General features: G+C 70.2%; 20 protein-coding genes. 18 read left to right on the forward strand and 2 right to left on the reverse strand.

Annotation, left to right across the window (positions count from 1 at the left end; genetic code table 11):
* Position 1 precedes the first annotated feature (1 nt).
* The 8 genes from DSM104329_RS01235 to DSM104329_RS01270 all read left to right on the forward strand — a co-directional run bounded on the left by DSM104329_RS01235 (position 2) and on the right by DSM104329_RS01270 (position 11842).
* Positions 2-2179 carry a hydantoinase B/oxoprolinase family protein gene (locus tag DSM104329_RS01235; protein WP_259313573.1) on the forward strand — a complete coding sequence of 726 codons (2178 nt, stop codon included), beginning with the start codon at positions 2-4 and terminating at the stop codon, positions 2177-2179.
* Between the two features lie 2 nt (positions 2180-2181).
* On the forward strand, positions 2182-4347 hold the full coding sequence (locus DSM104329_RS01240; protein WP_259313574.1) for a hydantoinase/oxoprolinase family protein: 2166 nt from the start codon (positions 2182-2184) through the stop codon (positions 4345-4347).
* 7 nt (positions 4348-4354) lie between these two features.
* A complete protein-coding gene (locus DSM104329_RS01245; protein WP_259313575.1) occupies positions 4355-5935 on the forward strand; it encodes a benzoate-CoA ligase family protein in 1581 nt (526 codons plus the stop codon).
* Between the two features lie 226 nt (positions 5936-6161).
* Complete coding sequence (locus tag DSM104329_RS01250; RefSeq protein WP_259313576.1) at positions 6162-6878, forward strand: MOSC domain-containing protein; 717 nt, start codon at positions 6162-6164, stop codon at positions 6876-6878.
* A 24-nt stretch (positions 6879-6902) separates the two neighbouring features.
* On the forward strand, positions 6903-7994 hold the full coding sequence (locus DSM104329_RS01255; protein WP_259313577.1) for a uroporphyrinogen decarboxylase/cobalamine-independent methonine synthase family protein: 1092 nt from the start codon (positions 6903-6905) through the stop codon (positions 7992-7994).
* Positions 7995-8122: 128 nt separating this feature from the next.
* Positions 8123-9268, forward strand: coding sequence for a sugar ABC transporter substrate-binding protein (locus tag DSM104329_RS01260; RefSeq protein WP_259313578.1), 1146 nt, complete (start codon positions 8123-8125; stop codon positions 9266-9268).
* A 41-nt stretch (positions 9269-9309) separates the two neighbouring features.
* Positions 9310-10806, forward strand: a complete 1497-nt coding sequence (locus DSM104329_RS01265; RefSeq protein WP_259313579.1) for a sugar ABC transporter ATP-binding protein — start codon at positions 9310-9312, stop codon at positions 10804-10806.
* 1 nt (position 10807) lies between these two features.
* Entirely contained in the window at positions 10808-11842 is a 1035-nt protein-coding gene (locus DSM104329_RS01270) for an ABC transporter permease (protein ID WP_259313580.1), read from the forward strand.
* 58 nt (positions 11843-11900) lie between these two features.
* Here DSM104329_RS01270 and DSM104329_RS01275 read toward each other — a convergent pair whose 3' ends face one another.
* Entirely contained in the window at positions 11901-12791 is an 891-nt protein-coding gene (locus tag DSM104329_RS01275) for a PaaX family transcriptional regulator (protein WP_407655959.1), read from the reverse strand.
* Between the two features lie 773 nt (positions 12792-13564).
* Here DSM104329_RS01275 and DSM104329_RS01280 point away from each other — a divergent pair.
* From DSM104329_RS01280 to DSM104329_RS01310, 7 genes are all read left to right on the forward strand, one after another.
* Positions 13565-14860: a cytochrome P450 gene (locus DSM104329_RS01280; RefSeq protein ID WP_259313582.1), complete on the forward strand. Its 1296-nt coding sequence runs from the start codon at positions 13565-13567 to the stop codon at positions 14858-14860.
* Complete coding sequence (locus tag DSM104329_RS01285) at positions 14857-15765, forward strand: sugar phosphate isomerase/epimerase family protein (protein WP_259313583.1); 909 nt, start codon at positions 14857-14859, stop codon at positions 15763-15765. Before DSM104329_RS01280 ends, DSM104329_RS01285 begins: the two co-directional genes overlap by 4 nt.
* A gap of 244 nt (positions 15766-16009) precedes the next feature.
* On the forward strand, positions 16010-17569 hold the full coding sequence (locus DSM104329_RS01290; protein ID WP_259313584.1) for a 3-hydroxyacyl-CoA dehydrogenase NAD-binding domain-containing protein: 1560 nt from the start codon (positions 16010-16012) through the stop codon (positions 17567-17569).
* A gap of 76 nt (positions 17570-17645) precedes the next feature.
* On the forward strand, positions 17646-19001 hold the full coding sequence (locus DSM104329_RS01295; RefSeq protein ID WP_259313585.1) for a phenylacetate--CoA ligase family protein: 1356 nt from the start codon (positions 17646-17648) through the stop codon (positions 18999-19001).
* A gap of 2 nt (positions 19002-19003) precedes the next feature.
* Entirely contained in the window at positions 19004-19216 is a 213-nt protein-coding gene (locus DSM104329_RS01300) for a hypothetical protein (RefSeq protein WP_259313586.1), read from the forward strand.
* On the forward strand, positions 19213-20253 hold the full coding sequence (locus DSM104329_RS01305) for a zinc-dependent alcohol dehydrogenase (RefSeq protein WP_259313587.1): 1041 nt from the start codon (positions 19213-19215) through the stop codon (positions 20251-20253). Before DSM104329_RS01300 ends, DSM104329_RS01305 begins: the two co-directional genes overlap by 4 nt.
* Entirely contained in the window at positions 20250-21128 is an 879-nt protein-coding gene (locus DSM104329_RS01310; RefSeq protein WP_259313588.1) for an alpha/beta fold hydrolase, read from the forward strand. Before DSM104329_RS01305 ends, DSM104329_RS01310 begins: the two co-directional genes overlap by 4 nt.
* A gap of 31 nt (positions 21129-21159) precedes the next feature.
* Here DSM104329_RS01310 and DSM104329_RS01315 read toward each other — a convergent pair whose 3' ends face one another.
* Positions 21160-22005 carry a PaaX family transcriptional regulator gene (locus DSM104329_RS01315; protein WP_259313589.1) on the reverse strand — a complete coding sequence of 282 codons (846 nt, stop codon included), beginning with the start codon at positions 22003-22005 and terminating at the stop codon, positions 21160-21162.
* A 231-nt stretch (positions 22006-22236) separates the two neighbouring features.
* On the opposite strand from DSM104329_RS01315, the gene DSM104329_RS01320 reads away from it, so the two are divergent.
* The 3 genes from DSM104329_RS01320 to DSM104329_RS01330 are packed head-to-tail and all read left to right on the forward strand — an operon-like array spanning position 22237 to position 25472.
* Positions 22237-23913, forward strand: a complete 1677-nt coding sequence (locus DSM104329_RS01320; RefSeq protein ID WP_259313590.1) for a thiamine pyrophosphate-binding protein — start codon at positions 22237-22239, stop codon at positions 23911-23913.
* A gap of 39 nt (positions 23914-23952) precedes the next feature.
* Positions 23953-24741, forward strand: coding sequence for a cyclase family protein (locus DSM104329_RS01325; protein ID WP_259313591.1), 789 nt, complete (start codon positions 23953-23955; stop codon positions 24739-24741).
* 14 nt (positions 24742-24755) lie between these two features.
* On the forward strand, positions 24756-25472 hold the full coding sequence (locus tag DSM104329_RS01330) for a pyridoxamine 5'-phosphate oxidase family protein (RefSeq protein WP_259313592.1): 717 nt from the start codon (positions 24756-24758) through the stop codon (positions 25470-25472).
* The last annotated feature ends 11 nt before the right edge of the window (positions 25473-25483 follow it).

Here is a 25483-nt window from a genome sequence, read left to right on the forward strand (position 1 = left end):
GATGACAGTCGCCGAACAGGCAGCAGGAGGCGGACAGGGCGCGGCGATCGATCCCGTCACCTTCGAGATCATTCGCCACAAGCTCCTGCGGGTGACCGACGAGACGATCATCGCCCTCGAGAACGTCTCGGGCTCGCCGATCACCAACGAGGGCCACGACATGATGGCCTCGCTCTACCTCCCGGACGGCGGGCTCATGGTGGGCGGCGTCGGGTTCCTGCACCACCTGACCAGCGCTGCCCAGGCGGTCAAGCACATCATCGAGAACTTCAGCGACGACCCGGGCATCGACGAGGACGACGTCTACTTCTTCAACGACTCCTACACGGCCGCCCTGCACCCGCCGGACGTGTACATGATCTCGCCCATCCACTACGAGGGCGAGCTGACCGGGTTCGTGGCGAACTTCGTCCACGTCACCGACATCGGCGCCGTCGATCCCGGCGGCTTCTCGCCCAACGCGGTCGACAACTTCCAGGAGGGCTTCCAGACGAAGGGTCTGAAGATCGTCGAGCGCGGCAAGCTGCGCAAGGACGTCGTCGAGACCTTCCTCAACCTGGTGCGCGACCCGGGCATGACGCAGCTCGATCTCAAGTCGCAGCTGGCCGCCAATCACGTCGCGAAGATGCGGATGAGGCGCATCTACGCCGACTACGGCGTCGAGACGGTCCGCGCCGTCGCCGACGAGCTCATCAACCAGTCCGAGCGCCTCGTGCGCCGGCGCCTGGGAGAGCTGCCGGACGGAACCTGGCATGTGCGGGAGTACGTCGACCTCCCCGACGACACCACCTGCCGCGTCGAGCTGGCCGTGACGAAGCGAGACGACACGCTGACCTATGACTTCACTGGGACGAGCCCGGAGGCGAAGTTCGGGATCAACTGCTGTTACTGGGCGACGTGGGGGGCGATGTTCGCGCCGATCTTCCCGCTGCTGGCCTGGGACGTGACGTGGAACGAGGGCGTGACGCGGGCCCTCGAGCTCGTCGCGCCCGAGGGCTCGGTCGTCAACTGCCGTCGCCCGGCGCCGATCTCGATCGCCACGGTGGGCACCGTCCAGATCGTCAACAACCTGTCGACGCTGGCGCTGTCGAAGATGTTCGGCGCCAGCGAGCGCTACCGCGACCGCGCCACAGCGGTCTGGCACGGGAGCCACGCCCACGTCGAGACGCACGGCATCGCGCCCGACGGCAGCTTCTTCATCGCGCCGCTGACCGACACCTTCGGCGGCTCAGGAGGCGCGCGTGCGTTCGCCGACGGCGTCGACATCGGAGGGGAGATCCCGAACGTCGTCTCACGCTGGGCCAACGCCGAGAGCCAGGAGCTCAACACCCCGCTCGTCTACCTCTTCCGGCGGGTGGTCGTGGACTCTGGCGGGCCGGGCAAGTTCCGGGGCGGCGTGTGCCACGAGTACGCATTCGCCCCGACCGGCGTCGGCGGCGCCGAGCTCGGCGTGGTCCTGTTCGGCAAGGGCACGCGTGCGCCGATGAGCCTCGGGATGTTCGGCGGCTATCCGGGATCGAACGTGCGCTACAGCACCTTCCGGGACACCAACGCGGCCGATCTGCCGGACAGCCTGCAGGAGATCGTCGCCGGCGAGCGCGTGGACCAGTTCTGGGGCAGCGTCGACCTCGGCGTGACGGACATCCAGTACGTACGATTCATGGGCGGCGGCGGCTACGGCGATCCGCTGGACCGCGAACCGGACCGGGTGCGCGACGACGTCGAGCGCGGCCTCGTCTCGGCGGAGGCGGCTCACGACGTCTACGGCGTGGTACTCGCCGGCGCGGCGGTCGACGCCGCCGCTACGGAGCGGCGGCGGCTGGCGATGCGCGCCGCGCGCATCGGGCAGGAGGTGGAGCCGGCGCTGGGGACGCGCGCCGACGTGCCCTTCAGCGGGCGCCCGCTCGGCGAGTACCTTCAGCAGACGGCGACCGGAGCGACGCAGTGCACCTGGTGCGCTGCCGAGGTGGCGCCCGCCGGCGAGATGTGGAAGCGCCGCGCGACGATCGTGCGCTCGCCGATGGCCAGGGCGGGCGCCTTCCGCTCCGAGGATCCCGACTTCGCGCTGCTCGAATGCTGCTGCCCGACCTGTGGCACGCTGCTCGACACTGAGGTGGTATGGCGGGACGACCCCCCGCTCGACGATTCCGTGACGTCCTGGCCTGGACAGGAGAGCTGACGATGGCCGACCACACTCCCGACCCCCAGTACGTCGTCGGCATCGACATCGGCGGCACGGGCACCGACTGCGTCGTGGTGGACGCCGAGGGGACGGTCACGCTGGGCAAGGCGTTCTCGACGCCGCCTGACTTCGCGACCGGCATCCTCAATGCGGTCGCGAGCGCGGCACGCGAGCTGGGCATCGATCGCGCGGATCTGCTGTCGCGGACGACGCTGTTCCTGCACAGCACCACGGTCGCCGAGAACGCGGTCGTCGACGGGACCCTGGCCACGGCGGGACTGCTCGTCACGGGAGGGTTCGAGGACACGCTGTTCGCGATGCGCGGCGGGTACGGCCGCTGGTCGGGGCTCACGGAGGAGGGCAAGCGCAACCCCATCGACACCGACAAGCCGGAGCCGGTCGTGCCGCGCAGCCTCATCCGAGGCATCCGCGGGCGCACGGACGCCCAGGGCAACGTCCGGGTGCCGGTGGATCCAGCCCAGGTCGAGGCCGCGCTGCGCAGCCTCCTCGACGCCGGCGCCGAGTCGATCGGCGTGAGCCTCATCTGGTCGGTGACCAACCCGGAGACCGAGGAGGCGGTCGCCGAGGTCGTGCGACGGGTCTGTCCGGACGCGTTCTTCACCGCCTCACACGAGATCGCGCCGATCGTCGGCGAGTACGAGCGGACCTCCACCGTGGCGCTGAACGCGCGCCTCGGCCCGGTGGTGCACCGATACCTCGACGCCCTCGCCTCGGAGCTGCGCGACGAAGGCTTCGCCGGCGTGCTGCTCGTCATGCAGGCGTACGGCGGCCTCCTGCCGTTCGACAAGGCGGCGCGCGCGCCGGTCGGCATGATCGAGTCCGGCCCGGTCTCGGGTCTCGTCGGCTCCAAGAGCCTGGGCGAGCTCATCGGCGCCAAGAACATCATCGCCGCCGACATGGGCGGCACCACGTTCAAGGTCGGCGTCGTGCGTGACAGCCTGATCGAGTACCAGCGCGAGTCGATGGTACTCCGCTACCACTACGCGCTGCCGAAGATGGACATCGTCTCCCTCGGTCTGGCGGGGGGCAGCATCATCTCGATCGATCCGCGCACCGGCACTCCGCAGATCGGGCCGCAGAGCGCCGGGTCGTACCCCGGGCCGGTGGTCTACCAGCATGGCGGGACCGAGCCGACGATCGTCGATGTGGATGCGCTGCTGGGCTACCTCAACGCCGACTACTTCTTCGGCGGCCGAGAGTCGCTGGACGTCGACCTGGCCAGGCGCGCGTTCGCGGAGAAGGTCGCCAAGCCGATGGGCATGGACGAGATGGAGGCGGCGGCGGCGATGTACAAGCTGGCCAACAGCCTCTTCCACGACCTGCTGCACAAGACGACCGTCCAGCGGGGCCTGGACCCGCGCAACTTCGCGCTGTTCTCGTTCGGCGGCACGGCCGGCATGCACGTGGGCGCCTACGCGGAAGAGCTCGGCACACCGCAGATCGTGGTTCCGTACTCGGCGTCGGTGCATGGCGCGTTCGGTCTCATCACGTCGGACATCGCCCACGAAGATCAGGTCACCCAGCCCGTCCAGCACCCGGCTGACGCCGCGGAGGTGGCCGGCATCTACGAGCAGCTCGAGCAGCGGATGCTCGACCAGCTCGGGGACGAGGGTTTCACCGGAGATGCCGTGCACCTCCAGCGGTCGGTCGACATGCGCTACCGGCGACAGGTCCACATCCTCACCGTGCCGGTGGACACCGACGGGCCGCTCGACGCCGCGACGCTCGAGCGCGCCGTCGATCGCTTCGAGAGCCTCTACCGGGAGAAGTACGGGCAGGAGTCGGCTTATCGCGAGGCGGGCATCGAGATGGTCAGCTTCCGCATGCGCGGCGAGGGCCGCGTGCGCAAGCCGGACTTCCGTCACGCCGACGTCGGCGACAGTGCGGCCGAGCACGCGATCGTCAAGCGCGTGGAGGCCTGGGTGCCCATCGCCGATGAGATGCGGGAGATCGACGGCTACGACTTCGAGCGTCTCGAGCCCGGCAACGCTTTCGAGGGTCCGGCCGTGGTGTGGACGCCTATCACGACGGTCGTGGTCGCCGAGGGCCAGCAGGCGCGCGTCGACGAGTACAAGAACCTTGTCATCGCGACGTCGATCGGACGGCGCGGTGCGGTCGCCGCGGCAGCTGGCGCGAGCGCTTGAGCGTGGGATGCCGCTGGAGCTCGAAGACATCCCGCCGGAGTTCAACCTCGCGAGCTGGGTGATCGATCGTCAGCTCGACGAGGGACGTGGCCAGCGCACCGCGCTCGTGAGCGGCGACACGACGGTCAGCTACGCCGACCTCGCCGCGCTCACCAACCGCGCCGGGCATGTCATCCGCGCCGCCGGCGTCCGCCCAGGCGACAGGGTGCTCCTGGCGCTCTCCGACGGCTTTGAGTTCGTTGCCGCCTGGTACGCCACGATCAAGATCGGCGCGGTCACCGCCGAGGCCTACACATTCCTCCAAGCCAAGGACATCGCGTACTACCTGAGGTACTCGCGCGCCCGTCTGGTGGTTGCCGACGCGACCACGATTGAACGGGTCCGCGAGGCGGCGGCCGACGCTCACGTGGACGCGGTCGTGCTCGTGGTGGGCGTTGAAGAGACGGAGCTGCGGGCGGGCGAGGTGGCGTGGGAGGCCGCGGTCCGTGAGGCGCCCGACACGCTCGAGCCCGAGCCGACCCTCCGCGACGACATCGCGATCTGGAAGTTCACGACAGGCAGCACCGGCGCGCCGAAGGCCGCCGTCCATACGCACAGCGCGCCGCGCCTGAGCGCGGAGTGGTACGGCCAGCAGGTGCTCGGGCTGACCGCCGACGACGTGGTCCTGCCGGTCCCGAAGTTGTTCTTCGGCTACGCGCGGGACCTGGCCACGCTCTTTCCGTTCGCGGTCGGCGGCGCGGGCATCGTGTTCCCCGAGCGCTCCACCGCCGAGCGGATCTTCGACCTCGTCGAGCGCCATCGCCCGACCGTCCTCGCCACGGTCCCGACGATGATGCAGCAGATGCTCGACCTACCGGGAGCAGACGAGCACGATCTCTCGGCGCTGCGGTTCTGCACGTCCGCCGGCGAGGCGCTTCCTGCGCCGCTGCTCGGCCGCTGGATGGAGCGCTTCGGCGTCGAGGTGCTCGACGGCCTCGGCTCCTCGGAGGTCTACCACGTCTACATCTCGCAAGCGCCCGGGCGGATGCGTCCGGGGACCATCGGGCGCCTCGTTCCCGGCTACACCGCGCGGCTCGTCGGCGCCGACGGCGCCGACGTCGGGGATGGCGAGGACGGCGAGCTCTGGGTGCAGGGGGCGACGGCCGCGCTCATGTACTGGGCCGACCGTCCCAAGAGCCTGCGGACGTTCGCGGGCGATGTCGTGCACACGGGAGATCTCCTGCGCCGCGACGAGGACGGCTACTTCACGTACCGCGGTCGCGCCGACGACCTACTGAAGGTCGGGGGCATCTGGGTGGCGCCGGCCGAGGTCGAGCAGTGCCTGCTCGACCACGCGGCGGTCGCCGAGGCGGCGGTGGCCGGCGTCGCGCGCGACGGACTCGTCCTGACGTGCGCCTACGTCGTTGCGCGACCGGGCCACGACCCTGGCGAGGCGCTGGCCGATGCGCTGCGCGAACATGTCAAGCGCACGCTCTCGCCGCACAAGTATCCGCGCGAGATCGTCTTTCTGGCGGACCTGCCGAAGACCGGGTCCGGCAAGATCGATCGTGCCGCCATCCGTGGCCTCGACGGAGTGACGGAGAGCTGATAGGCGGGCCGCTGCGGTTACTTCACATGACGTCCGTGGCCCATGGTACTTCGCAACCTGGAAGTCCGTACAAGTGTCGTTAGAAACACTTGACACTGCGCCGCGGTGGCCTGTAAACTACGGCCGGTTCGGGCTTTGAGGTACCGAACCGGTGAGGGGAGAGGGTGGCAGGGTGGAGTCCGCGAGGACTCGGCGAATAGCAACGATCCCGTATGGAGAGGACACGTTGAGCGCTAGACCCACGGTAGTCGCTGTCAGCGTCGGGAAGCCAGCCGACGTCCCGTACAGAAGCGGCACTGTTCGCACCGCCTTTGTGAAGCACGAGCAAAAGGGCCCTGTTGCTGTCGGGCCTCTCGGTCTGGCTGGTGACGAGCAGGGAGACCAGATCCGGCACGGAGGGCCGGACAAGGCGATCCTTGTCTACGCGGAGGAGCATTACCCGTACTGGCGACAACGGCTCGGGCGCGACGTGCCGGTCCCTGGTTTCGGAGAGAACCTCACCGTCAGAGGCTTGACCGAGGAGCAGGCGTGTATTGGAGACGTCTTGCAGATCGGGCAGGTCGTAGCTGAGGTGACGCAGGCGCGCCAACCGTGCTTCAAGATCGCCGCCCGCTACACGCTGCCGAAGATCGCCAAGTGGGTCCAGGACGCTGGCTTCACTGGCTACTATCTTCGCGTTCTGGAGCCCGGATCTGTTCAAGCCGGGGACTCGGTCGAGCGGCTGGTGTCACCACATCCCGCGCTACCGATCAGTGAAATCAACCGGCTCCTGTACCGCGACCGCCGAGACGGCGCCGGGATGCGGCGTGCCCTCGCGGCCGAGCAGTTTGCGGCCCAGCAGCGCGCCGTCTTCGAGCAGCGTCTCGGGGGGCCGCTGGAGGATTTCGAGATACGACTGTACGGATCGGACGAGGTCCTGACGAACGCGGCGGATGCGGGTTAGTGATCCCGATGCGTCGTACGTGCGATGTGTGCGCCGGCAGCTTCGACGGAAGGAGAGGGCATGGTTGATGTGGCGGTGGACACTGCGGTGGGAGTGCATCTCGTCGGCGGCATGAAGGCGGCTGACAGCGAGACGGCGATGCGGCTCGCGGCCCGCATCCTGTCGGGGCATCTGTACGCGCTGCCCGACGGCGAGACCGGTGAGCGCAACCAGTGGATCGCGTGGCAGCTTGACAAGCTGACCGGGATCGAGGGAATCGAGCACGCCGGTACGAAGACGATGCCTGCGCCGGAGAATCGGGCGTATGCGGAGATGCCGGCCCTCGCGGTGGACGCATCGGTGACGGAGCTCCCGGCCCGGTCCCTCGGGTATGCCGACGCGGCCGAGGAGTCCTACGCGATCTTCCGGCGCCTGCGCGAGGAAGGCGCGGTTCCACCCGATGTGAAGTTCCAGGTGGCGGTCCCCACGCCGTATGCGACCGTCGTCGCGTGGGTTCACGAACAGGACCAGGAGCGGTTCTTTCCGGTGTACGCGAAGGCGATCGCCGAGGAGGTGAAGGCGATCGGCCGCGTGGTGCCCGCGAACGACCTGCTCCTCCAGTTCGACGTGACGCTCGAGGTCGGTGTGCTCACCGGCGCCTTCGTCGCGGCGGGCCGGATGGGGACGATGGAGTTCATCACCGGGGCGCTCAGGGATGCGCTGGACGCCGCGCCGGGCGTCGAGCGAGGCGTCCACTTCTGCTACGGCGATCTGGGACATCGTCACTTCACGGTCCCGAAGGATCTGTCGCTGTGCGTGCAGCTCGGCAACGCGATCGCGGACCAGATCGAGTTCGCGCACATGCCGGCGGACCGTGAGACCGGCCGGAGTCCCGGCTACTACGAGCCGTTGCGCGATCTGAAGGTCAAGCGACTGGCGCTCGGCGTCATCGACTTCGAGGGCGAAGAGCAGCGAACGCGCGAGCTGATCGAAGCGGCGGCCAAGGGCAGCGGCGGGATGCGATTCGCAGCTGCCACGGAGTGCGGCATGTCCAAGATCGATGAGCGCAGGGCAGGTGCTCCGTCGCTGGAGGATCTTCTCGCTCTCCACGCGCGGTTCGCCGAGCCGATCCGGTAGCGCGGTTCACAACAATCATTGGGTCATCGATGTCGAGTTCGTGGGGGTGGGGTCACATGCCGAAGAGGGACGGATCGTGGTCGTGGCGTCGGCGCGGGCGACCGGCGGGGGCGTGTGTGCTCGGCGCCGTGTCTGTGGTCGCGGTGGCGGCCATGCTGGCAGGCTGCGGAGGCGGGGACTCGTCCACGACCGCGACCGGCGGCGCAGGCACATCGGCGACAGGTACGCAGAATGCGGCGCTTGATGAAGCGCGCACGTCGCTCGACCAGCTCCGGGCGCCCGTTCAGTTCAAGGCGCCCGGTCCGGCGTTCGACGCTGGCGGCCTGACCGGCAAGACCGTCTACGCGATCGTGCCGGGACTCAGCTTCCCGTTCGTGCAGTCCGTCGTCCAGGGCGAGAAGGAGGCGGCCGAGGCGCTCGGGATGAACCTGGTCGCGGTCGATTCGCGCGGACAGGTCGGGACGGCCTCCGGGCTGATCGACCAGGCCGTGTCCCGCAAGGCGGCGGCGATCATCCTGCAGTCGGTCCCAGCCGAGGCGCTGGCCGCGCCACTCAAGGAGGCGGCACGCGCCGGGATCCCGATCATCGAGCTGACCGCCCGCGATCCGCAGGCGCCCCCCGCATCCCTCGAGCAGCTCGGCATCAAGGGGATCGTCTCGTTCTGCTACACGTGCGCGGCCAGGCAGATGGCCTCCGTCGTCGCCACCGATTCCGGCGGCAAGGCCAACACCGTGCTGGTGGGCTCGCCTGATCTCGCCACCACCGGCCCCATGCTGAAGGCGTTCACGGAGGAGTACACGCGCCTGTGCCCAGGCTGCAAGCTCGCCACCAAGCAGGTGCAGCTCGTCCAGTGGAACACCCAGCTGCCGTCGCTGACGTCCTCCGTGCTCAAGAGCGATCCTGACGTCAACTACATGGTGCCGCTCTATGACGCGATGGAGCCGTCGATGGCACCGTCCGTGGCGAGGACGGGCAAGGCAGGGAACGTCAAGTTCGTCAGCTACAACGCCACCCTCCCGGTGATGCAGGCGCTGAAGCGCAAGGACATGGTGCTGGCGGACATCGGCTCTCCGCTCGTCTGGCTCGGCTGGGGCGCGATCGATCAGACCGCTCGGATCCTGAGCGGGAAGCCGCCTGTCGAGAGCGAGAACCTGCCGAACCGGCTGTTCGACGCATCGAACATCGACTCCCTCGACCTGAGCAAGCCGGAGGAGGCGTGGTACGGACCCGCCGACTTCCGGACGGAGTACAAGAAGCTGTGGGGGCAAAATTGAACGATGTCTCCAGATGACGAGCGAGCGCGCGGCGCATCACTGTGATCGAGCTGCGCAACATCTCGAAGACCTTCGCGAGCCGCCCCGTTCTTCAGGGGGTAGATCTGACACTGGTGCCGGGCGAAGTCCACGGCCTGGTGGGCGAGAACGGCTCGGGCAAGTCGACCCTGATCAAGATCCTCTCGGGCTTCCACGCCCCCGACGATGGGGCCCAGATATTGGCTGCTGGCCGGCCGCTCGAGCTGCCGATCAGCCCGCATGACGCGAATGCCGCCGGCATGCGGTTCGTCCATCAGGATCTCGGCCTCTTCGAGGGCGGGTCAGTGCTCGAGAACATGACCGTCGGCCGCTACGACCTGAACAGGTTCTGGCGGATCGACTGGCGCGAGGAACGAAGGCGCGCGGCGCGGCTGCTCGGGGAGTTCGGCGTGGCGCTCGATCTCGACGCTCGCGTGGGGAGCCTGAGTTACGTGGAGCGGACGCTTCTGGTGGTGGTCCGAGCGCTTGGCCAGGAAGCTGGCGGAGGGACGATCGTGCTCGACGAGCCGACCGCTCCGCTGGATTCGGAGAGCGCCGGCCGGCTGCTGTCGACCCTGAGACGGGTTGCAGATCGCGGCAGCTCCGTTCTCTTCGTGTCCCATAGGCTCGGTGAGGTGCTCTCGATCAGCGACCGCGTGACGGTGCTCCGTGACGGCCGGGTGGTGGCACAGGACCTTGCCGGGTCCTTCACGGAGGACTCGCTGATCGAGGCGATGCTCGGTGTGCCTATGACGGAGATGTACCCTGAGGTGAGCACGGCCCAGGGGACTGAGGTGGTCCTTGCATTGAACGGGTTCGCGGGAGACGTCTTGCGCCGCAGCGTGTCTCTGGAGTTGCGATCCGGCGAGATCGTCGGCGTGACCGGGTTGGCCGCCATGGGTCACGATGATCTGCCGTACCTCATGTTCGGGGACGAGGAGACTCGCGTGGGCGCGCTCGCCGTCGGCGATCGGACCATCGGCGCTGCCGATCTCTCGCCCCAGGTGGCCATGCGGGCCGGGCTCGGGCTCGTGCCTGCGAACCGTCTGAGCGACGGTGGCGCCCAGGCGATGACCGCCACGGAGAACATCACATCAGTGACCCTCGGGAAGTACATGCGCAAAGGCACGCTGCGGCTCAGGCGCGAGCGCCGAGCTGTGGCCGGTCTGATGGCGCAGTTCGAGATCCGTCCGCCGGTGCCCGAACTGCCGCTCGCGTCGTTCAGCGGGGGCAACCAGCAGAAGGCGATTCTCGCGAAGTGGTTGAGTCGGAACCCCTACGCGCTCATCCTCCACGAGCCGACGCAGGGAGTCGACGTGGGGGCCAAGCGCCAGATATTCAGGCTGATCGCTGATGCAGCGCGTGCCGGAACTGCGTTCTTGTACGTGAGTTCCGAGCACGAGGACATTGCGCACCTCTGCACGCGGGCGGTGATCTTCCGCGATCGCGCCGTGGTGCGCGAGCTCGCTGGTCCGGCGCTGACGTACGAGAACCTGATGTCGGAGTGTCTGAGAGCATGAGATGAGGGAAGGAACGAAGATCGCAAGCACGACCGAGCGGCCACCCGGTAACCCGGAGGAATCCGGTCGGCGCAACCGCGGGTCATGGCAACGACTCAAGGCGGAGGACATCGCCAACCGGTACGGTCTCGTCGGGGCCTGGATCGTGCTCATCGCGGTGTTCGGCGCACTCGAGCCCGACAAGTTCCTGACCCTCTCCAACTTCCAGGACATCTTCAGTTCGCAAGCCGTTCTCGTAGTCCTGAGCATCGGGGTCCTGCCCGCCCTCGCGGTGGGTGCCATCGACCTATCGATCGCGGGAACGATGGGGCTCGCCCTTGTGATCGTCGGCTGGCTCAACGTCTTGCATGGATGGCCGATCGCGCTCGCGGTGCTGGTCGCGCTTGCCGCAGGCGTCATCGTCGGCGGCATCAACGCACTCGTGATCGTCAGGCTCGGGATCGACTCGATCGTCGCGACGCTCGGGATGGGCACGTTGCTTGCCGGCATCGCCATCGGCATCAACAACCTGGCGATCAGCGGCATCTCGACGAGCCTGATCGACGCGGCCCGCACGAACGTCGGCGGGCTCCAACTCGTCTTCTTCTATGCGCTGGCGCTCGCTCTCGTGCTGTGGTACGTCTTCCGGTACACGCCGCTCGGCCGCTACCTGTTCTTCATCGGCGGGGGCGGCGGCGTGGCGCGGCTGTCGGGTATCCCGGTCGACCGCGTCCGTGCCGGGTCCCTCGTGTTCTCAGGACTCGCCAGCGCGTTCAGCGGCGTCCTCCTCGCCGGGGTCCTCGGTGCCGCGGATCCCACGGTCGGCCCCTCGTATCTCCTGCCCGCGCTAGCCGGCGCTTTCCTCGGCGCCACCGCGATCGTGCCGGGCCGATTCAATGTCTGGGGAACGGTCATCGCCGTGTACTTCCTCGCCACGGGCATCACCGGTCTGGAGCTGCTCGGTCTGTCCGGATACATCGAGCAGGTCTTCTATGGGGGCTCGCTCGTGCTGGCCGTGGTCCTCTCCCGGCTCGCCAGCCGGCGAACTCAGAGCTGAGCACAACGTGGCCTGTATGAAGCCAGCGTGTCCGGCGAGCGGGTCACGCTCCGGCTGATCAGATCATCGTGCTGCCGCTGCTGCCGCGGTTGGATTCACGACTCGTCGTGACTGCATCGAAATGACGTTGCGCGGGCTCGGCCAGCGCCGGGTATAACGCGTCGAAGACCTCCACCGCCGCTACGCTGTGCCCCAGCTCAGGCATCAGCTCGTCCGGCAGTTCCGGGTCAAGGGATGGAAAAGCCCTGAACGTGTGCACCAGGCGAGTCCGGAGCAGAAAGCTCTCGTGGTCTGTCAGCCGGGCCCGCGCCCTAGGAGCGAGGTAGACGGAGAACTCCTCGGCAAACGACAGGTAGCGCGCCGCCAGAGCATCCAGGTCCCAGGCTCGGCGGGCGAACCGCTCGAAGTCAAATGATTTCGCGGGGCGGCTCAACAATACGGCGACGTCCTGGTACAGCCCAAGTGAAGACGCGAGCGCCGCGACCTCGTCTTCGCGGTCATGGGGCGAGATCCAGATGCCGTCCTGAAGCGAGCCGAAACCGAGAAATCGCAAACGATGGGTGAAACGCGTCTTCTCGAGACGCTGATTGTCGGGGATCGTTTGCCACACGACGGTCCACTCTTCGACCGGTCGAACGCGCCGCCGGAGGGAGAAGATCCGCCGATCACCCTCCGACAGCAGAGCCATCGACCGCGGCGTGAGCGCGTAGTGAACGAGTCGGCCATCCTTGACGCGGGTGAGCAGTTGTCGCCGGACCATGCGGGTGAGAGCGACTCGCGCGGCGCCGGTCGAGAAGCCGAAATCATCGAGGATCTGGACTAGTCCTCCGGACCACACCGTGTCTCGACGGGACTTGACGTACGCGCCGAGCAGTGTGATGACAAGATCCTGGGGCTGAGGGACGAACCAGCTCGAACCCGTGGCAAAGCCGAGCCCGGTCTTGTTCATGGATGCGTTGATCTGGGCCACGGCTCGGTGCACCGTCGACATTGCGTGACGCGGTGGGACCTGCCACGCGTCGCTTTGTCAGGTCCAGAATAGATGATTGGTGCGGTGGGCCGGGTGGTCCAGTCGACGCCTGAGGCCGAGCTGACCGGCCATCTTTCCTATAACGGGGGCGGTATGCCGCTGGGCTCCAGCGTCCGCAACGGCACGGGCCACGAGACGGTCCAGACGGATCTCGGGCCGGTCGAGGTCCCCACCCCGCGTGATGGCAACAGTAGCCCGTCCCCGAGCGCGAGCTCGTGGTTAAGGGCCAGACACGTCTGGCCGGCCCCGATGACCGCGTTTCCGCCTCGATCCACCATTTCGGCAGTTCGGCCCGTCCTTTGACGTGGTCAACCGCATCCGTGCGCTCCCCGCCGTCTGACTGCGCCTGGCGGCCCCCGACACCACCGCTTGGTCCACCTCGGCGACCGGCCGCGATAACTGCCCGGGAACACCTCCGATCTGCCCCACGCATGCACCGATCCAGCGTCCCCCTCGATCACAGTTCCGAGATCGACCCCGGACCACTTGCGACGCCGCGGCACCACATTTCGCAACCGGTCGATCGGTCGAGCTGGTTGCGTGGGGTCTGGGATGGGTGCCGTCTCATCGGAGGGCCGGTGCGCAGCGGGGCCCGCTTCCTCTGAGTGACGTAACGGGCGCACACGCCGCCCGTCAAAATTGTTCACACGTCTCTCGGCAGCAGTGTATTATTTTAGGGCTGGCTCGGCGTGGTGGGCGCAGCACGCGCTCCCTTGCAAGAGCAGCTCTCGCTCGTGGTAGTCACATCCGAAGAAGGCGGGCAAATGAAACCCTCGGACTTCCCCCGAGACGCAAAGTTCCACGATCCGACGACCCCTCCGTTTCGGGACGACGAAGGCGTCCATCACATCTTCAGCTACGCGGATGTGATGTCGGTCCTCATGAATCGCGACGAGGCCTTCTCGCGGGATCCCGCGCCGTGGCTCCCCGGAACGGGACCCGTCCACATGGCGTTCGACTTCATGTGGATGATCGAGCCTTTCACCCTGGACGGCGAGGCGGGTCGACACGACCCGCTGCGTCGGGTCGTCGAGCCGTGGTTCAAGCTTCGGGCCGTCGGGACCATGGAGCCGATCATCCGCGACATCATGGTCCAGGGCATCAACGACGTCGTCGCGAAGGGCACGGGCGAGGTCAACGTCGCCACAGAGCTCTGCTCGCGGCTCTCGATGCGCGTGATCTGCCGGCTGACCGGCATCGAGTTCGAGCGCGAGCAGTGGATGCGCGAGAAGCTCGACGAGTTCAATCAGGCGACCTGGGACAACTGTCCGCCGCAGTGGGACGTCCAGGCCTACTTCTGGCAGCTGATCGCCAAGCGGCTCGCCCGGCCGCAGGACGAGCTCCTCGACATCCTCGTCCAGGCTTGGACCGAGGGCGCCATCGACGATCACGAGCTCATCGGCTACCTCTACGGGTTCAGCGCGGCGGGCACTGACACCACCGGGGCGAGCCTCGCGAACACCTTCACCTATCTCGCGGAGTTCGACCTCCTCGACTACGCCCGGAGCATCCAGGGCGACGAGGAGGCCGTCGGGATGCTCATCGAGGAGATCCTGCGCTTCGGGACGCCGTTCCCGATGAAGCCACTCTACGTTTGCAAGGACTCGCAGTTCGGGGATCTGAAGGTGCCGGCCGAGAGCGTGCTGGGCGTGTGGTTCGCTGCGGCCAACCGGGACGAGGCCGTAAACGGCGGAGACGCGGACGGTGCCGACCCGAACCTCTTCGACCCCAAGCGCTCGCCGAACAAGCACATCGCGCTGGGCCGCGGCAAGCACTACTGCCTCGGCAAGGACCTCGCGAAGCTCGAGATGAAGATCCTGCTCGAGGAGTCGCTGCGGCGGCTGCCGGAGTTGCAGATGGATGCGACCAAGCCCTTCCGGCGGTACGGGGGCATCGTCGACAGCGTTACCGACGCACACTTCACGTTCGACCAGGAGCAGGCGGAGCGGATCAAGGCAGGCGAACGCGAGCCGACGCCGGTGGCATGACGTACGTCAACGACGGCAGCGACCGGCCGCCGCGCTTGGGCGTCTATCAGGCGGAGTGGGGGCTCTGGGGGCTCGGCACCGCAGGCCGGGAGTGGACGTGGGAGGAGAAGGTCGACCGGTGCCGCGAGGCGGGTTTCGAGGGGGTGCTCGTCTTCGGCGCGCCGGCCGCCGGCGCCGAGCCCGACGGCTGGCATGAGCTCATGCGAGACCGTGAGCTGATGCTCGGCTACGGCACGTTCGCCGCCACCGCCGAGGGGATCGAGCAGGAGGTCGCGCGCGCGCGCGAGTTGGGCGCAGCGTTCGTCAATGCGCAGATGCGCGACTATTTCCTGACCGGGAGTGCGGCGACGGACTTCCTGAAGACCGCCGTGCGCATGGGGCGGGACGCTGGCGTGCCGTTTTTCGTCGAGACGCACCGCGCCTGCCTCACGCAGGACCTGATCCGCACCGTCGAGTACGTCCATGCCGTGCCGGACATGGTGATGTCCCTCGATCTGTCCCATTTCGTCGTCTCCGGTCAGGTACCGACGGTCGATGACGCGTCCGGACCGATCTCGAGCCAGATCGAGGACGCCCTCGCCCCGCTTCTCGAACGGACCGCGAGCCTCCACGGTCGGGTGTCCAACGGCCAGGCCGTCCAGGTCGACATCGGACGTGACGGCGACCATCCGGCGGCGACCGACTTCAAGCGCTGGTGGCGCCGGGGCATGGAGCACTGGCTCGCAAACGCGGGGCCCGGCGATGTCCTGCCGTTCGTCACCGAGCTCGGCCCGCCGCCCGTCTCGATCACGATCCGGTCGGCCGACGGCGGGGCGGAGGCCGAGATATCGGATCGCTGGGAGCAGTCGCTCGTGCTCATGCGGGTGGCGAGGGCCATCTGGGAGGAAGTGGCCGCGGGCGCCTAACAGCCACGGGCCCGCGCCGAACGTGGCGCAACCGTCATCGGTGTCAGCCTGACGCACGCACCCGCGCAGCGTCTCGGCCTTATCCCGAACTCCTCGGCCATCGACGTGATCGCCGGCATTGCGACTCATGGCCCCTCGAGGTCACCACCACGACCCGGCTCATGCGCGGGATTCGCTGCCCCTGGTGCTCATGAGACAACACTCTACATGGCAGCCCGCTGACGTGTCGTATAAAATCAATGGCGTGTCCCAGGTGGAGGAGCAGGGCCCCACGGCGACGCCGGCCGCCCGCGCGGAACCGGCGCCGCGGCTCGCCGTGATCGGCGCCGGCGCGATGGGCGCCGGCATCGCCGCCGTCGCGGTCCGGGCGGGCCTGCCCACGGCACTGTGCGACGTCGACGCCGCGGCGCTGGACCGCGGCGTGCAGCGCCTGCGCGGCAGCCTGGAGCGAGCGGTCGCGCGCGGCAGGCTCCCCGGGGCCGAGGCGCGGGCCGCGCTCGAGCGCCTCGCGCCCACCATCGACCTCGCGGCCGCGGCCGCCGGCGCCGCGGTCGTCCTGGAGGCGGTGCCCGAGCGCCTGGACCTCAAGCGCGAGATCCTCGCCCGCGCGGCCGCCGCGGCCCCGCGGGCGGTCCTCGCGTCGAACACGTCGTCGCTGCCGATCGCCGCGCTCGCCGCCGCCGTGCCGGCGCCCGAGCGGCTCGTCGGCCTGCACTTCTTCAACCCGCCGCAGGCGATGGCGCTCGTCGAGCTCGTGCGCTCGGCGCGGACCGACCCGCGGGCCGCCGCCACGGCCCGCGCGCTCGCGGAGCGCATGGGCAAGGTGGTCGTCGAGGTCGCGGACGGTCCCGGGTTCCTCGTCAACCGCTGTGCGCGGCCGTACTACCTCGAGGCGCTGCGGATCGTCGAGGACGGCGTCGCCGAGCCGAGCCAGATCGACCGGATCTGCCGCCTGGCCGGCGCCTTTCCCATGGGGCCGTTCGAGCTGATGGACGTGGTCGGCCTCGATGTCAGCCTCGCGGTCACGGAGTCCATGTGGGAGCAGGCCCATGGCGAGCCGCGCTGGCGCCCGAGCCCCATCCAGGTCTCCATGGTCGCCGCCGGTCGCCTGGGCCGCAAGGCGGGCGGCGGCTTCTACCCCGGCGAGCCGGCGCCGCCCGAGCCCGACGCGGCCCCCGCCGTCGTCGGTCCCTCCCCCCCGGTGATCACGATCGCCGGAGGTGAGCCGGCGCTGCTGGCGCTGCGGGAGCGGGCCCGGCGCGCAGGGATCGACGTGCACAGGGCGCCCGTGGCGGGAATGCCTCTGATCACGACGTTCGAGCGTGTGCCCTCCGGCCACGACGGGCCCGTCCTGATGAGCAGCGTCGACACCACCCTCGCGGCGCGCCAGGTCGCCACGGCCTGTGCGTTCTCGCTGCTCGAGCCGGCGCCCGAGGAGGGTGGCCTCGTCGAGTTGGGCGTCGGGCCATGGACGCCGCGGTCCGCGGTGCGAGCGGCGACCGCGCTGTTCTCGGCGCTGGGCTACGCCACCGAGCAGGTCGCCGACGCACCGGGCGGCGTGCTCGGCCGCATCGTCGCCCAGATCGTCAACGAGGCGTCGTTCGCCGTGGACGCCGGGGTGGCGTCCAGCGAGGACGTCGACCTCGGCATGACGGTCGGGCTCGGGCACCCTCGCGGGCCCGCGGTCTGGGGCGGGCTGATCGGGCTCGCCCGGGTCACCGGCGTGCTCGACGAGCTGGGGGACGTTGAGCGCGACCCGCGCTACCGCGTCGCGCCCGGCCTGCGCCGGCGGGCGTGGTCCTGAATGAGGAGCCGTCATCATTCGTCTGCACGGCAGCCCGTAGTACTGTCGAGTATCCCGGACGCTGAGAGGGACTGACATGCACACGTCGTACTGGAATCCGCGGACCGAGACGCTCTCGCGGGAGCAGCTCGACGCGTTGCAGTTGCGCAAGCTGCGCGATCTGGTCGCGTGGACGCTGCAGAACGCACCGTGGCAGGCGGCGCGGCTGCGCGAGGCGGGCGTCACACCCGATGTCCTTCGCACGCTCGACGACGTGCGCCGGATCCCGTTCCTCACCCGCGCGGAGTGGATGGAGAGCCAGATCGCCGATCCGCCGTTCGGCGCGGTGCTCTCCCAGCCGCGCGAGGCGGCGATCCGCTACCACACGACCTCGGGGACGACGGGCAGCCGCCCGCTCGCGGTGCTCGACGGCCCGAAGGACTGGGAGTGGATCGCCGAGCTGTGGTGCTACGCGCTGTGGGGCTTCGGCATCCGGCCGGGCGACACCATCTTCTTCGCGTTCAGCTACGGCACGTTCGTCGGGTTCTGGGGCGCGCACTACGCGGCGGAGAAGCTCGGGTGCCTCGTCCTGCCCGGGGGGAACATGACCACCGAGGGGCGCGTACGCCAGATCGTCGACACCGGCACGACGGTCGTGTGCTCGACCCCGACGTACGCGCTGCGGATGGCTCAGGAGGCGCAGGCGCTGGGGATCGACCTGCCGGGCAGCGCGGTGTCGCGGCTGATCCTGTCCGGGGAGCCGGCCGGGTCGATCCCGGCGACGAAGCGGCTCATCGAGGAGCAGTGGGGGGCCAAGGCGGCCGACACGGCGGGCATGACCGAGGTCGGCACGATCGTCATGTTCGAGTGCGAGCATCAGCCCGGCGGCGCGCACATCATCGAGGACCACATCCTCGAGGAGGTCGTCGACCCGATCACCGACGAGCCCGTGCCGTACGGCGAGGAGGGCGAGCGGATCGTCACCTCCTTCGGCCGGGGGTTCATCCCGCTGCTGCGCTACCGCACGCGCGACCTGGTGCGCCGGGTGCCGGCGTCGACATGCCCGTGCGGCCGCGGCTTCGACATCTACGACGGCGGGATCCGCGGCCGGGTCGACGACATGAAGGTCGTGCGCGGCACGAACGTCTACCCGCGCGCGATCGAGGAGATCGTTCGCCGGCGCGAGCAGATCGACGAGTTCCAGATCCACCTCTACACGGTCGACGGGCTGCGCGACGAGATCGAGGTGCTCGTGGAGTGCGAGGCGGTCTCGGGCGAGGAGGACCCGCTGCTGCGCGAGCTGCGCCGCGAGCTGGCCGACGCGCACGAGGGCCTGCGGATCGGCGTCAAGCTCGCCGAGCCGGAGTCGCTGCCGCGCTTCGAGCTGAAGGCCAAGCGCCTCGTCGACGACCGCGAGGTCTGGGGATCGCAGGGCGACAGGAAGGCGATGTGACGATGTCCGACACGACCACCGGACCGTTCGAGCTGACCGCCGGCGAGCAGGAGCTCGTCCGCTGCTACGAGAGCGTCAAGCGCGTGCTGACCGAGCACCGCGACGAGCTGCCGCCGTTCGCCGAGCGCAACGCGATCAAGGCGCTCGCCGCGCTATGGCAGATCGCCAACGGCGCCGGCCTGCAGCCGGGCCACATCTACGAGACCGGCGCGTGAGGGCACTCGTCTGCGAGGACGGTGGGGCGCTGCGCCTGGCCTCCGTCGACGCGCCCGTCATCGAGGCGCCCGGCGACGTTCTGGTCCGCATCACCACGACGACGATCTGCGGCGGCGACGTCCACCTGCGCCACGGCGTCATCCCTGCGGAGATGGGATTCGTCATGGGCCACGAGTACGTCGGCGTGGTCGAGGCGGTGGGCGAGGGCGTGCGCACGCGGCGCCCCGGCGACCGCGTCGTGGGCGCGGCGATCATCTCCTGTGGCGTGTGCGACCGTTGCGCGAAGGGAGCGGCGCAGCAGTGCCGTGACGGCGGCATCCTCGGCGCCGGCCGGTCGTGGGGCGGCTTCGGCGGCACCCACGCCGAGATGCTGCGCGTGCCGTTCGCCGACCGCACGACGGCCCTCGTCCCCGGCGAGCTCGACGACGAGCAGGTGCTGCTGGTGGGCGACATCCTGTCGACCGGCCTGCACGGGGCACGGACCGGCGGCGTCCGGCCCGGCGACGTCGTGGCCGTCCTGGGCGCCGGGCCGGTCGGCCTGTGCGCGGTGCACGCGACGACGCTCTTCGGGCCGAGCCGCATCGTCGCCACCGACCTCGAGCCGGCGCGGCTGGCGGTCGCGCGGCGGCTCGGGGCGGACGCCGTGGTGGACGCCGGCGCGCCCGACGTGGTCGGCGCGGTGCTCGAGGCGACCGGCGGCGTGGAGCCGGACGTCGTGATCGAGGCGGCCGGAAGCCAGCCGACGCTGCTGCAGGCCGCGGAGCTGGTGCGACCGGGCGGGCGCGTCGCGATCATCGGCAACCCCGGCGCGGCGCGCGAGCTCCCGCTCATCGACCTCTTCAACAAGGCGGCGACGGTCACCGGCGGCCTCGCTGCGCTGGACCGGATGCCGGAGCTGATCCGCCTCATCGCGGCGGGCCGGCTGGACCTGCGGCCGCTGATCACCCATCGCTTCGCGCTGGACGAGATCGCGGCCGCCTTCGATCTGTTCGAGCGACGTCAGGAGAACGTGGTGAAGGTGGCGGTGCAGGTATGAGCAACAGTGAGTTCGATCCCTTCGCGGGACGCTCGACCCCGGACTCGGGGCGGGTCGTGGAGACCGACCGCGTCGCGCTGTGGTGTCACGACGACGGCGCGGACGGCGAGCCGGTGCTGATGGTCGGCGGCTTCACGGCCGGCCACTTCGCGTTCGACCACGCGCGGCCGTACCTGCGCGACCACCGGCTCATCACGTGGGAGCCGCGCGGGCTGGGGCGCTCGGCGTGCCCGGACCCCGCGGCCGAGCCGTACTCGGTGGCGATGTGGGCGGAGGACCTGCGCGCGCTCATGGACGCACTCGACCTCGAGCGCGCGCACGTCTGGGCCGTGGGCTTCGGCAGCTACATCGGCCACCGCTTCGCCGCGCAGTACCCGGAGCGCGTCGGCGCCTACGTGACGTACACCGACGTGTGGGCGCGCGACCCGCAGAAGGGCTATCCGCAGATCTGGGAGGTCTACTCGGCGATCGTGCGCAACTTCGGCACGACGGGCTTCGGCGGCCGTGTCCTGGCCAACGTGTTCGACGTCTCCGACGTGCCGTGGTTCGGTGCGTGGGAGGCGAGCAACATCGAGGACGTCCTGCACCCGGAGACGGTTGACGCGACCGTCGGCTACTGCCTCACCGAGGCCGACGTGCGCGACGACCTCGCGGGCATCCAGGCGCCGACGCTGGTGCTCCAGGGCGACCGGACCTGGGACGGGCGGACGATCGACCCGGCCGAGGATCCGTCGCTGCAGCTCATGGTCGAGCGCGTCGCGAACATCGAGACGAAGCTCATCCCGGACGCCCATCCCGGCTACGTCGCGGTCCAGAAGCCGGCGGAGTTCGCGACGGGCGCCCGCGAGTTCCTGGAGCGCCATCCGCTGGGCTGAGCGCCGGGGCTCCGCAGAGCGTCCGCGCGCGTCAGGCGGCGGGCGGGGCGACGGCGACCGGTGCGGGCGATTGGCCGAGCGCGACCTCCGCGAAGTGTGCGGAGGCGGGCTCGGCGAGCGCCTCGTAGATCGCGTCGAACGTCGTCACCGCCTCCGCCCGCGCGGCCGCGCCCGGGGCGATCGTGTCCGGCAGCTCGGGGTCGCCGAACGGGAAGCCGCGGAAGCTGTGCAGCATCCGGGCGCGCACGACGAAGGCCTCGCGCGGGTCCAGCTTGTCGCGCTGGTCCGCGTCGAGGTAGCGGCCGTACTCGGCGATGAACCCGCCGTAGCGGCGCTCCAGGTCCTCGACGTCCCAGGCGCCCGAGAGCAGCAGCGCCTGCTCGGTGCCGCGCGAGATGCGGCCGAGGAACATGCAGGCGAAGTCCGAGACGTCGAGCGCGTCGAGCAGTGCGCGGACCTCCTGCTCGCGGTCGCTGGCGGCGATCCACGTCGCGTCCTGCACGGAGCCGAACCCGAGGAAGCGCAGGCGCTGGGCGAGCTGCGCGCGCTCCACGCGCCGGTCCTCGGGGATCGTGTGCCAGACGACCGTCCACGCGTCCGCGGCCGGAGCGCCGCGGCCGAAGGAGAAGATGCGCCGGTCGCCCTCGGCGAGCAGCTCGTGCGCGCGCGGGCTGAGGACGTAGAAGACGAGCCGGCCCTCGCGCTGGCGCTGCAGCAGCCCGCGCGAGACGAGGCGCGAGAGCGCGGCGCGCGCCGCCTCGGTCGAGAAGCCGAACTCGCCGAGGATCTCGACCATCCCGCCGGACCAGACTCGCTCGCCGGGCCGGCGCAGGTGGGCTCCGAGGATGGTGATCGCCAGGTCCTGGGGTTGCAGCATCGCCTCTCCGTCCGCGAGGGTCCGGACCCGGGCGCTCACGTGCGCCACCGGGCTCGATGCGCGATGGTAGAGGCGCGGGCGGCGCCTCGCGCCCCGGGGTCTTCACGTCGGGCCCGGGCGTGCCGCGCGACCATCAGATCAAAAGTCTGCATACCATCTCGCTGCCCTGTAGCATATCTATATAGGCGCGCAGAGATGAAGCTCGTCCAGCATTCGGATGCCCCTGAGAACATGAGCGATCCCAGCGGTGGTGGACGGCTGTCGCCGACCGTGGCGGACGCCGTCGGCCGGCGGCTCGCGGCGCTCGGGGTGGACACCTTCTTCGGGGTCGTCGGCAGCGGGAACTTCGTCGTCACGGCCGCGTTGTCCGGGGCCGGAGCGCGATTCGTCGCCGCGCGCCACGAGAGCGGCGCAGTGTGCATGGCCGACGGGTGGGCGCGGGTGACCGGCCGCGTCGGAGTGTGCTCCCTGCACCAGGGCCCCGGGCTGACGAACGCGGTCACCGGCATCGCCGAGGCGGTCAAGAGCCGCACCCCGCTGCTCGTCCTGGCCGGCGACACGCCGCCGGCCGCGCTGGCCTCGAACTTCCTCATCGACCAGGACGGTCTGGTGACCTCGGTCGGCGCGATCGCCGAGACGATCTACAGCGCCGAGACCGCCGAGGCCGACGCGGTGCGGGCGCTGCGCCGCGCGCGGCTCGAGCGCCGGCCCGTCATCCTCAACCTGCCGATCGACGTGCAGGCCCAGCCCGCCGCCGGCGTCCCCGACGTGGCGGCCGCCCCGCTGCCGGGCGCACCCGGCCCGCGGCCCGCGGACGTCGCCGCCGCGGCGGACCTCCTCGAGCAGGCGCAGCGCCCGCTCATCATCGCCGGCCGCGGCGCGGTCATCTCCGACGCCGGCCCGGCGCTGGCGGCGCTCGGCGAGCGCTGCGGCGCGCTGCTCGCCAACAGCGCGCCGGCGCACGGCATCTTCGCGGGCGAGCCGTTCGGCCTCGGCATCGCCGGGGGGTTCAGCACGCCGCTCGCGGCCGGCCTCCTGCCGCAGGCCGACGTGGTGATCTCCTTCGGCGCCGGCCTCAACCACTGGACGACGCGCCACGGCGAGCTGATCGGAGCGCAGGCGAGGCTGATCGGAGTGGACGTCGACCCCGGTGCGATCGGCAAGAACCGGCGGGCGGACCTCGCGGTCGCCGCGGATGCCTCGGCCATGGCCGAGGCGCTGGACGCCGAGCTCGCGCGGCGCGGCGTGTCGCCCGCGCCCTGGCGCACCGAGGAGCTGCGCGACGAGCTCGCGGCGCGCCGCTGGCGCGACGAGCCGTTCGAGCCGAGCGACGCCGGCGGCGTCATCGACCCGCGGACGCTGTCGATCGCGCTCGCCGACCTGCTGCCCGCCGACAAGGCGGTCGTCATCGACTCCGGCCACTTCACCGGCTGGCCGGCGATGTTCCTCGACGTCGAGGATCCGCGCGCCTGGCTGTTCGTCAACGGCTTCCAGTGCGTCGGCCTCGGGCTCGGCTGCGCGATCGGCGCGGCCGTGGCGGCGCCGGAGCGCATGACCGTGCTCGCCGTCGGCGACGGCGGCCTGTTCCTGTCGCTGCCGGAGCTCGACACCGCCGCGCGCGTCGGCGCCCGCCTGCTCGTCGTGGTCTACGACGACGCCGCCTACGGCGCCGAGCTGCACCATTTCGGGCCGATGGGCCACGACACCGACACCGTTCGCTTCCGCGACGCCGACCTGGCGGCGATCGCCGCGGCGGCCGGATGCGGGGCCGTGACGGTCCGGTCGCTCGACGACCTCGCCCCGGTCGAGGCCTGGGCGCGCGACGGCGGCGGGCCGCTGCTCGTCGACGCCAAGGTCGATCCGGCGATCGTCGCCGACTGGCTCAAGGATGCCTTCCGCGCCGGCTGAGCCCGGCGCCCCACCACCGCAACTACCACGAGGAGCAGCATGTCGTCCACGTCGTCCACCCCCACCGCCGCCCTCCTCGACGCCCTGGCCGACGGCTCGGTCCGGGTCGTCGACCTCACGCAGCCGCTGAGCGAGAAGACCCCCGTCCTGCAGCTGCCCGAGCCGTTCGCCAACACGCCGCCGCTGTCGCGCCGGCAGCTCAGCCGCTACGACGACGACGGCCCCGCCTGGAGGTGGGACGTCCTCGAGCTCGGCGAGCACACCGGCACGCACTTCGACGCGCCGATCCACTGGATCAGCGGCAAGGACGGCAAGGACGTCGCGTCGGTCGAGCCCGGCCGGCTCGTCGGCCCGGCCGTCGTCATCGACCGCGCGGAGGCCTGCGCCCAGGACCCCGGCTACCTGCTGACGGTCGCCGACTTCGAGGCGTGGGAGGCGGAGCACGGCCGCATCCCCGAGGGCGCGTGGATCCTGTTCCACAGCGGCTGGGACGCCCGGGCGCAGGACGCGGAGGCGTTCCTGAACGTGGGCGCGGAGGGCCCCGTGACGCCGGGCCCCGACGTCGAGGCGGCGCGCTGGCTGGGCTCCGAGCGCGGCATCTCCGGCTTCGGGGTGGAGACGGTCGGCATCGACGCGGGCGCCGCGGGCGGCTTCGACCCGATCTTCCCGGTGCACCAGTACCTGCTCGGCAACGACCGGTACGGCCTCACGCAGCTGGCCAACCTCGGCGAGCTGCCGCCGGCCGGCGCGGTGGTCGTCGTCTCGCCGCTGAAGCTCGTCGACGGCACGGGGTCGCCCTCGCGCGTCCTCGCGCTCGTGCCCGCCTGAGGCGCGCGCGCAGCATGACGGAGGATCCGTTCCACGAGGGCTCGCGGGCCCTCCAGGACCGCTTCGACACGCGGCGGATGGCCGACCACGCCATCGACCTGCTCGGGTTCCGCGATCCGGAGCCCGAGCTCGACGAGGAGGCGCAGGCGTTCGTGCGCCGGATGTCGTTCGTCTTCCTCGGGACGGCGGACGCGGACGGCCGGCCCCACTGCTCCTACAAGGGCGGTGAGCCCGGTTTCGTCCGGGTCCTGGACGCACGGACGCTGGCGCTGCCGGACTACAACGGCAACGGCATGTTCGACTCGCTGGGCAACGTCAGCGTCAACCCCGCGGTCGACCTGCTGTTCATCGACTTCGAGGCCGAGTCCCCCTGGCGCCTGCGCGTCAAGGGGCTGGCCTCGATCTCCGCCGACGACCCGCTGATGGCCGAGTACCCCGGCGCCCAGCTCATCCTGCGGGTCAAGGCGACGCGGATCTACCCGGTGTGCCCGCGCTACGTGCACCGGATGAAGATCGTCGAGCCGTCGAAGTTCGTGCCGCGCGCCCAGGAGCCGCCCCCGCCGCCGCCCGAGTGGAAGCTGGACCCGGCCGACGTGCCGCCCGAGACGCTCCCGGCCGGCGATCCGGCGCGCGCCGAGCTCGAGCGGCGCGCCGCGGCCGCCGCGCGCGGCGAGGCGCCGGCCGAGCCCACGCACGGACCGTGGGTGGGCGGCGTGCCGGGCCGCCGCTGAGCCAAGGCGGC

This window comes from Capillimicrobium parvum (assembly GCF_021172045.1).
Taxonomy (GTDB): domain Bacteria; phylum Actinomycetota; class Thermoleophilia; order Solirubrobacterales; family Solirubrobacteraceae; genus Capillimicrobium; species Capillimicrobium parvum.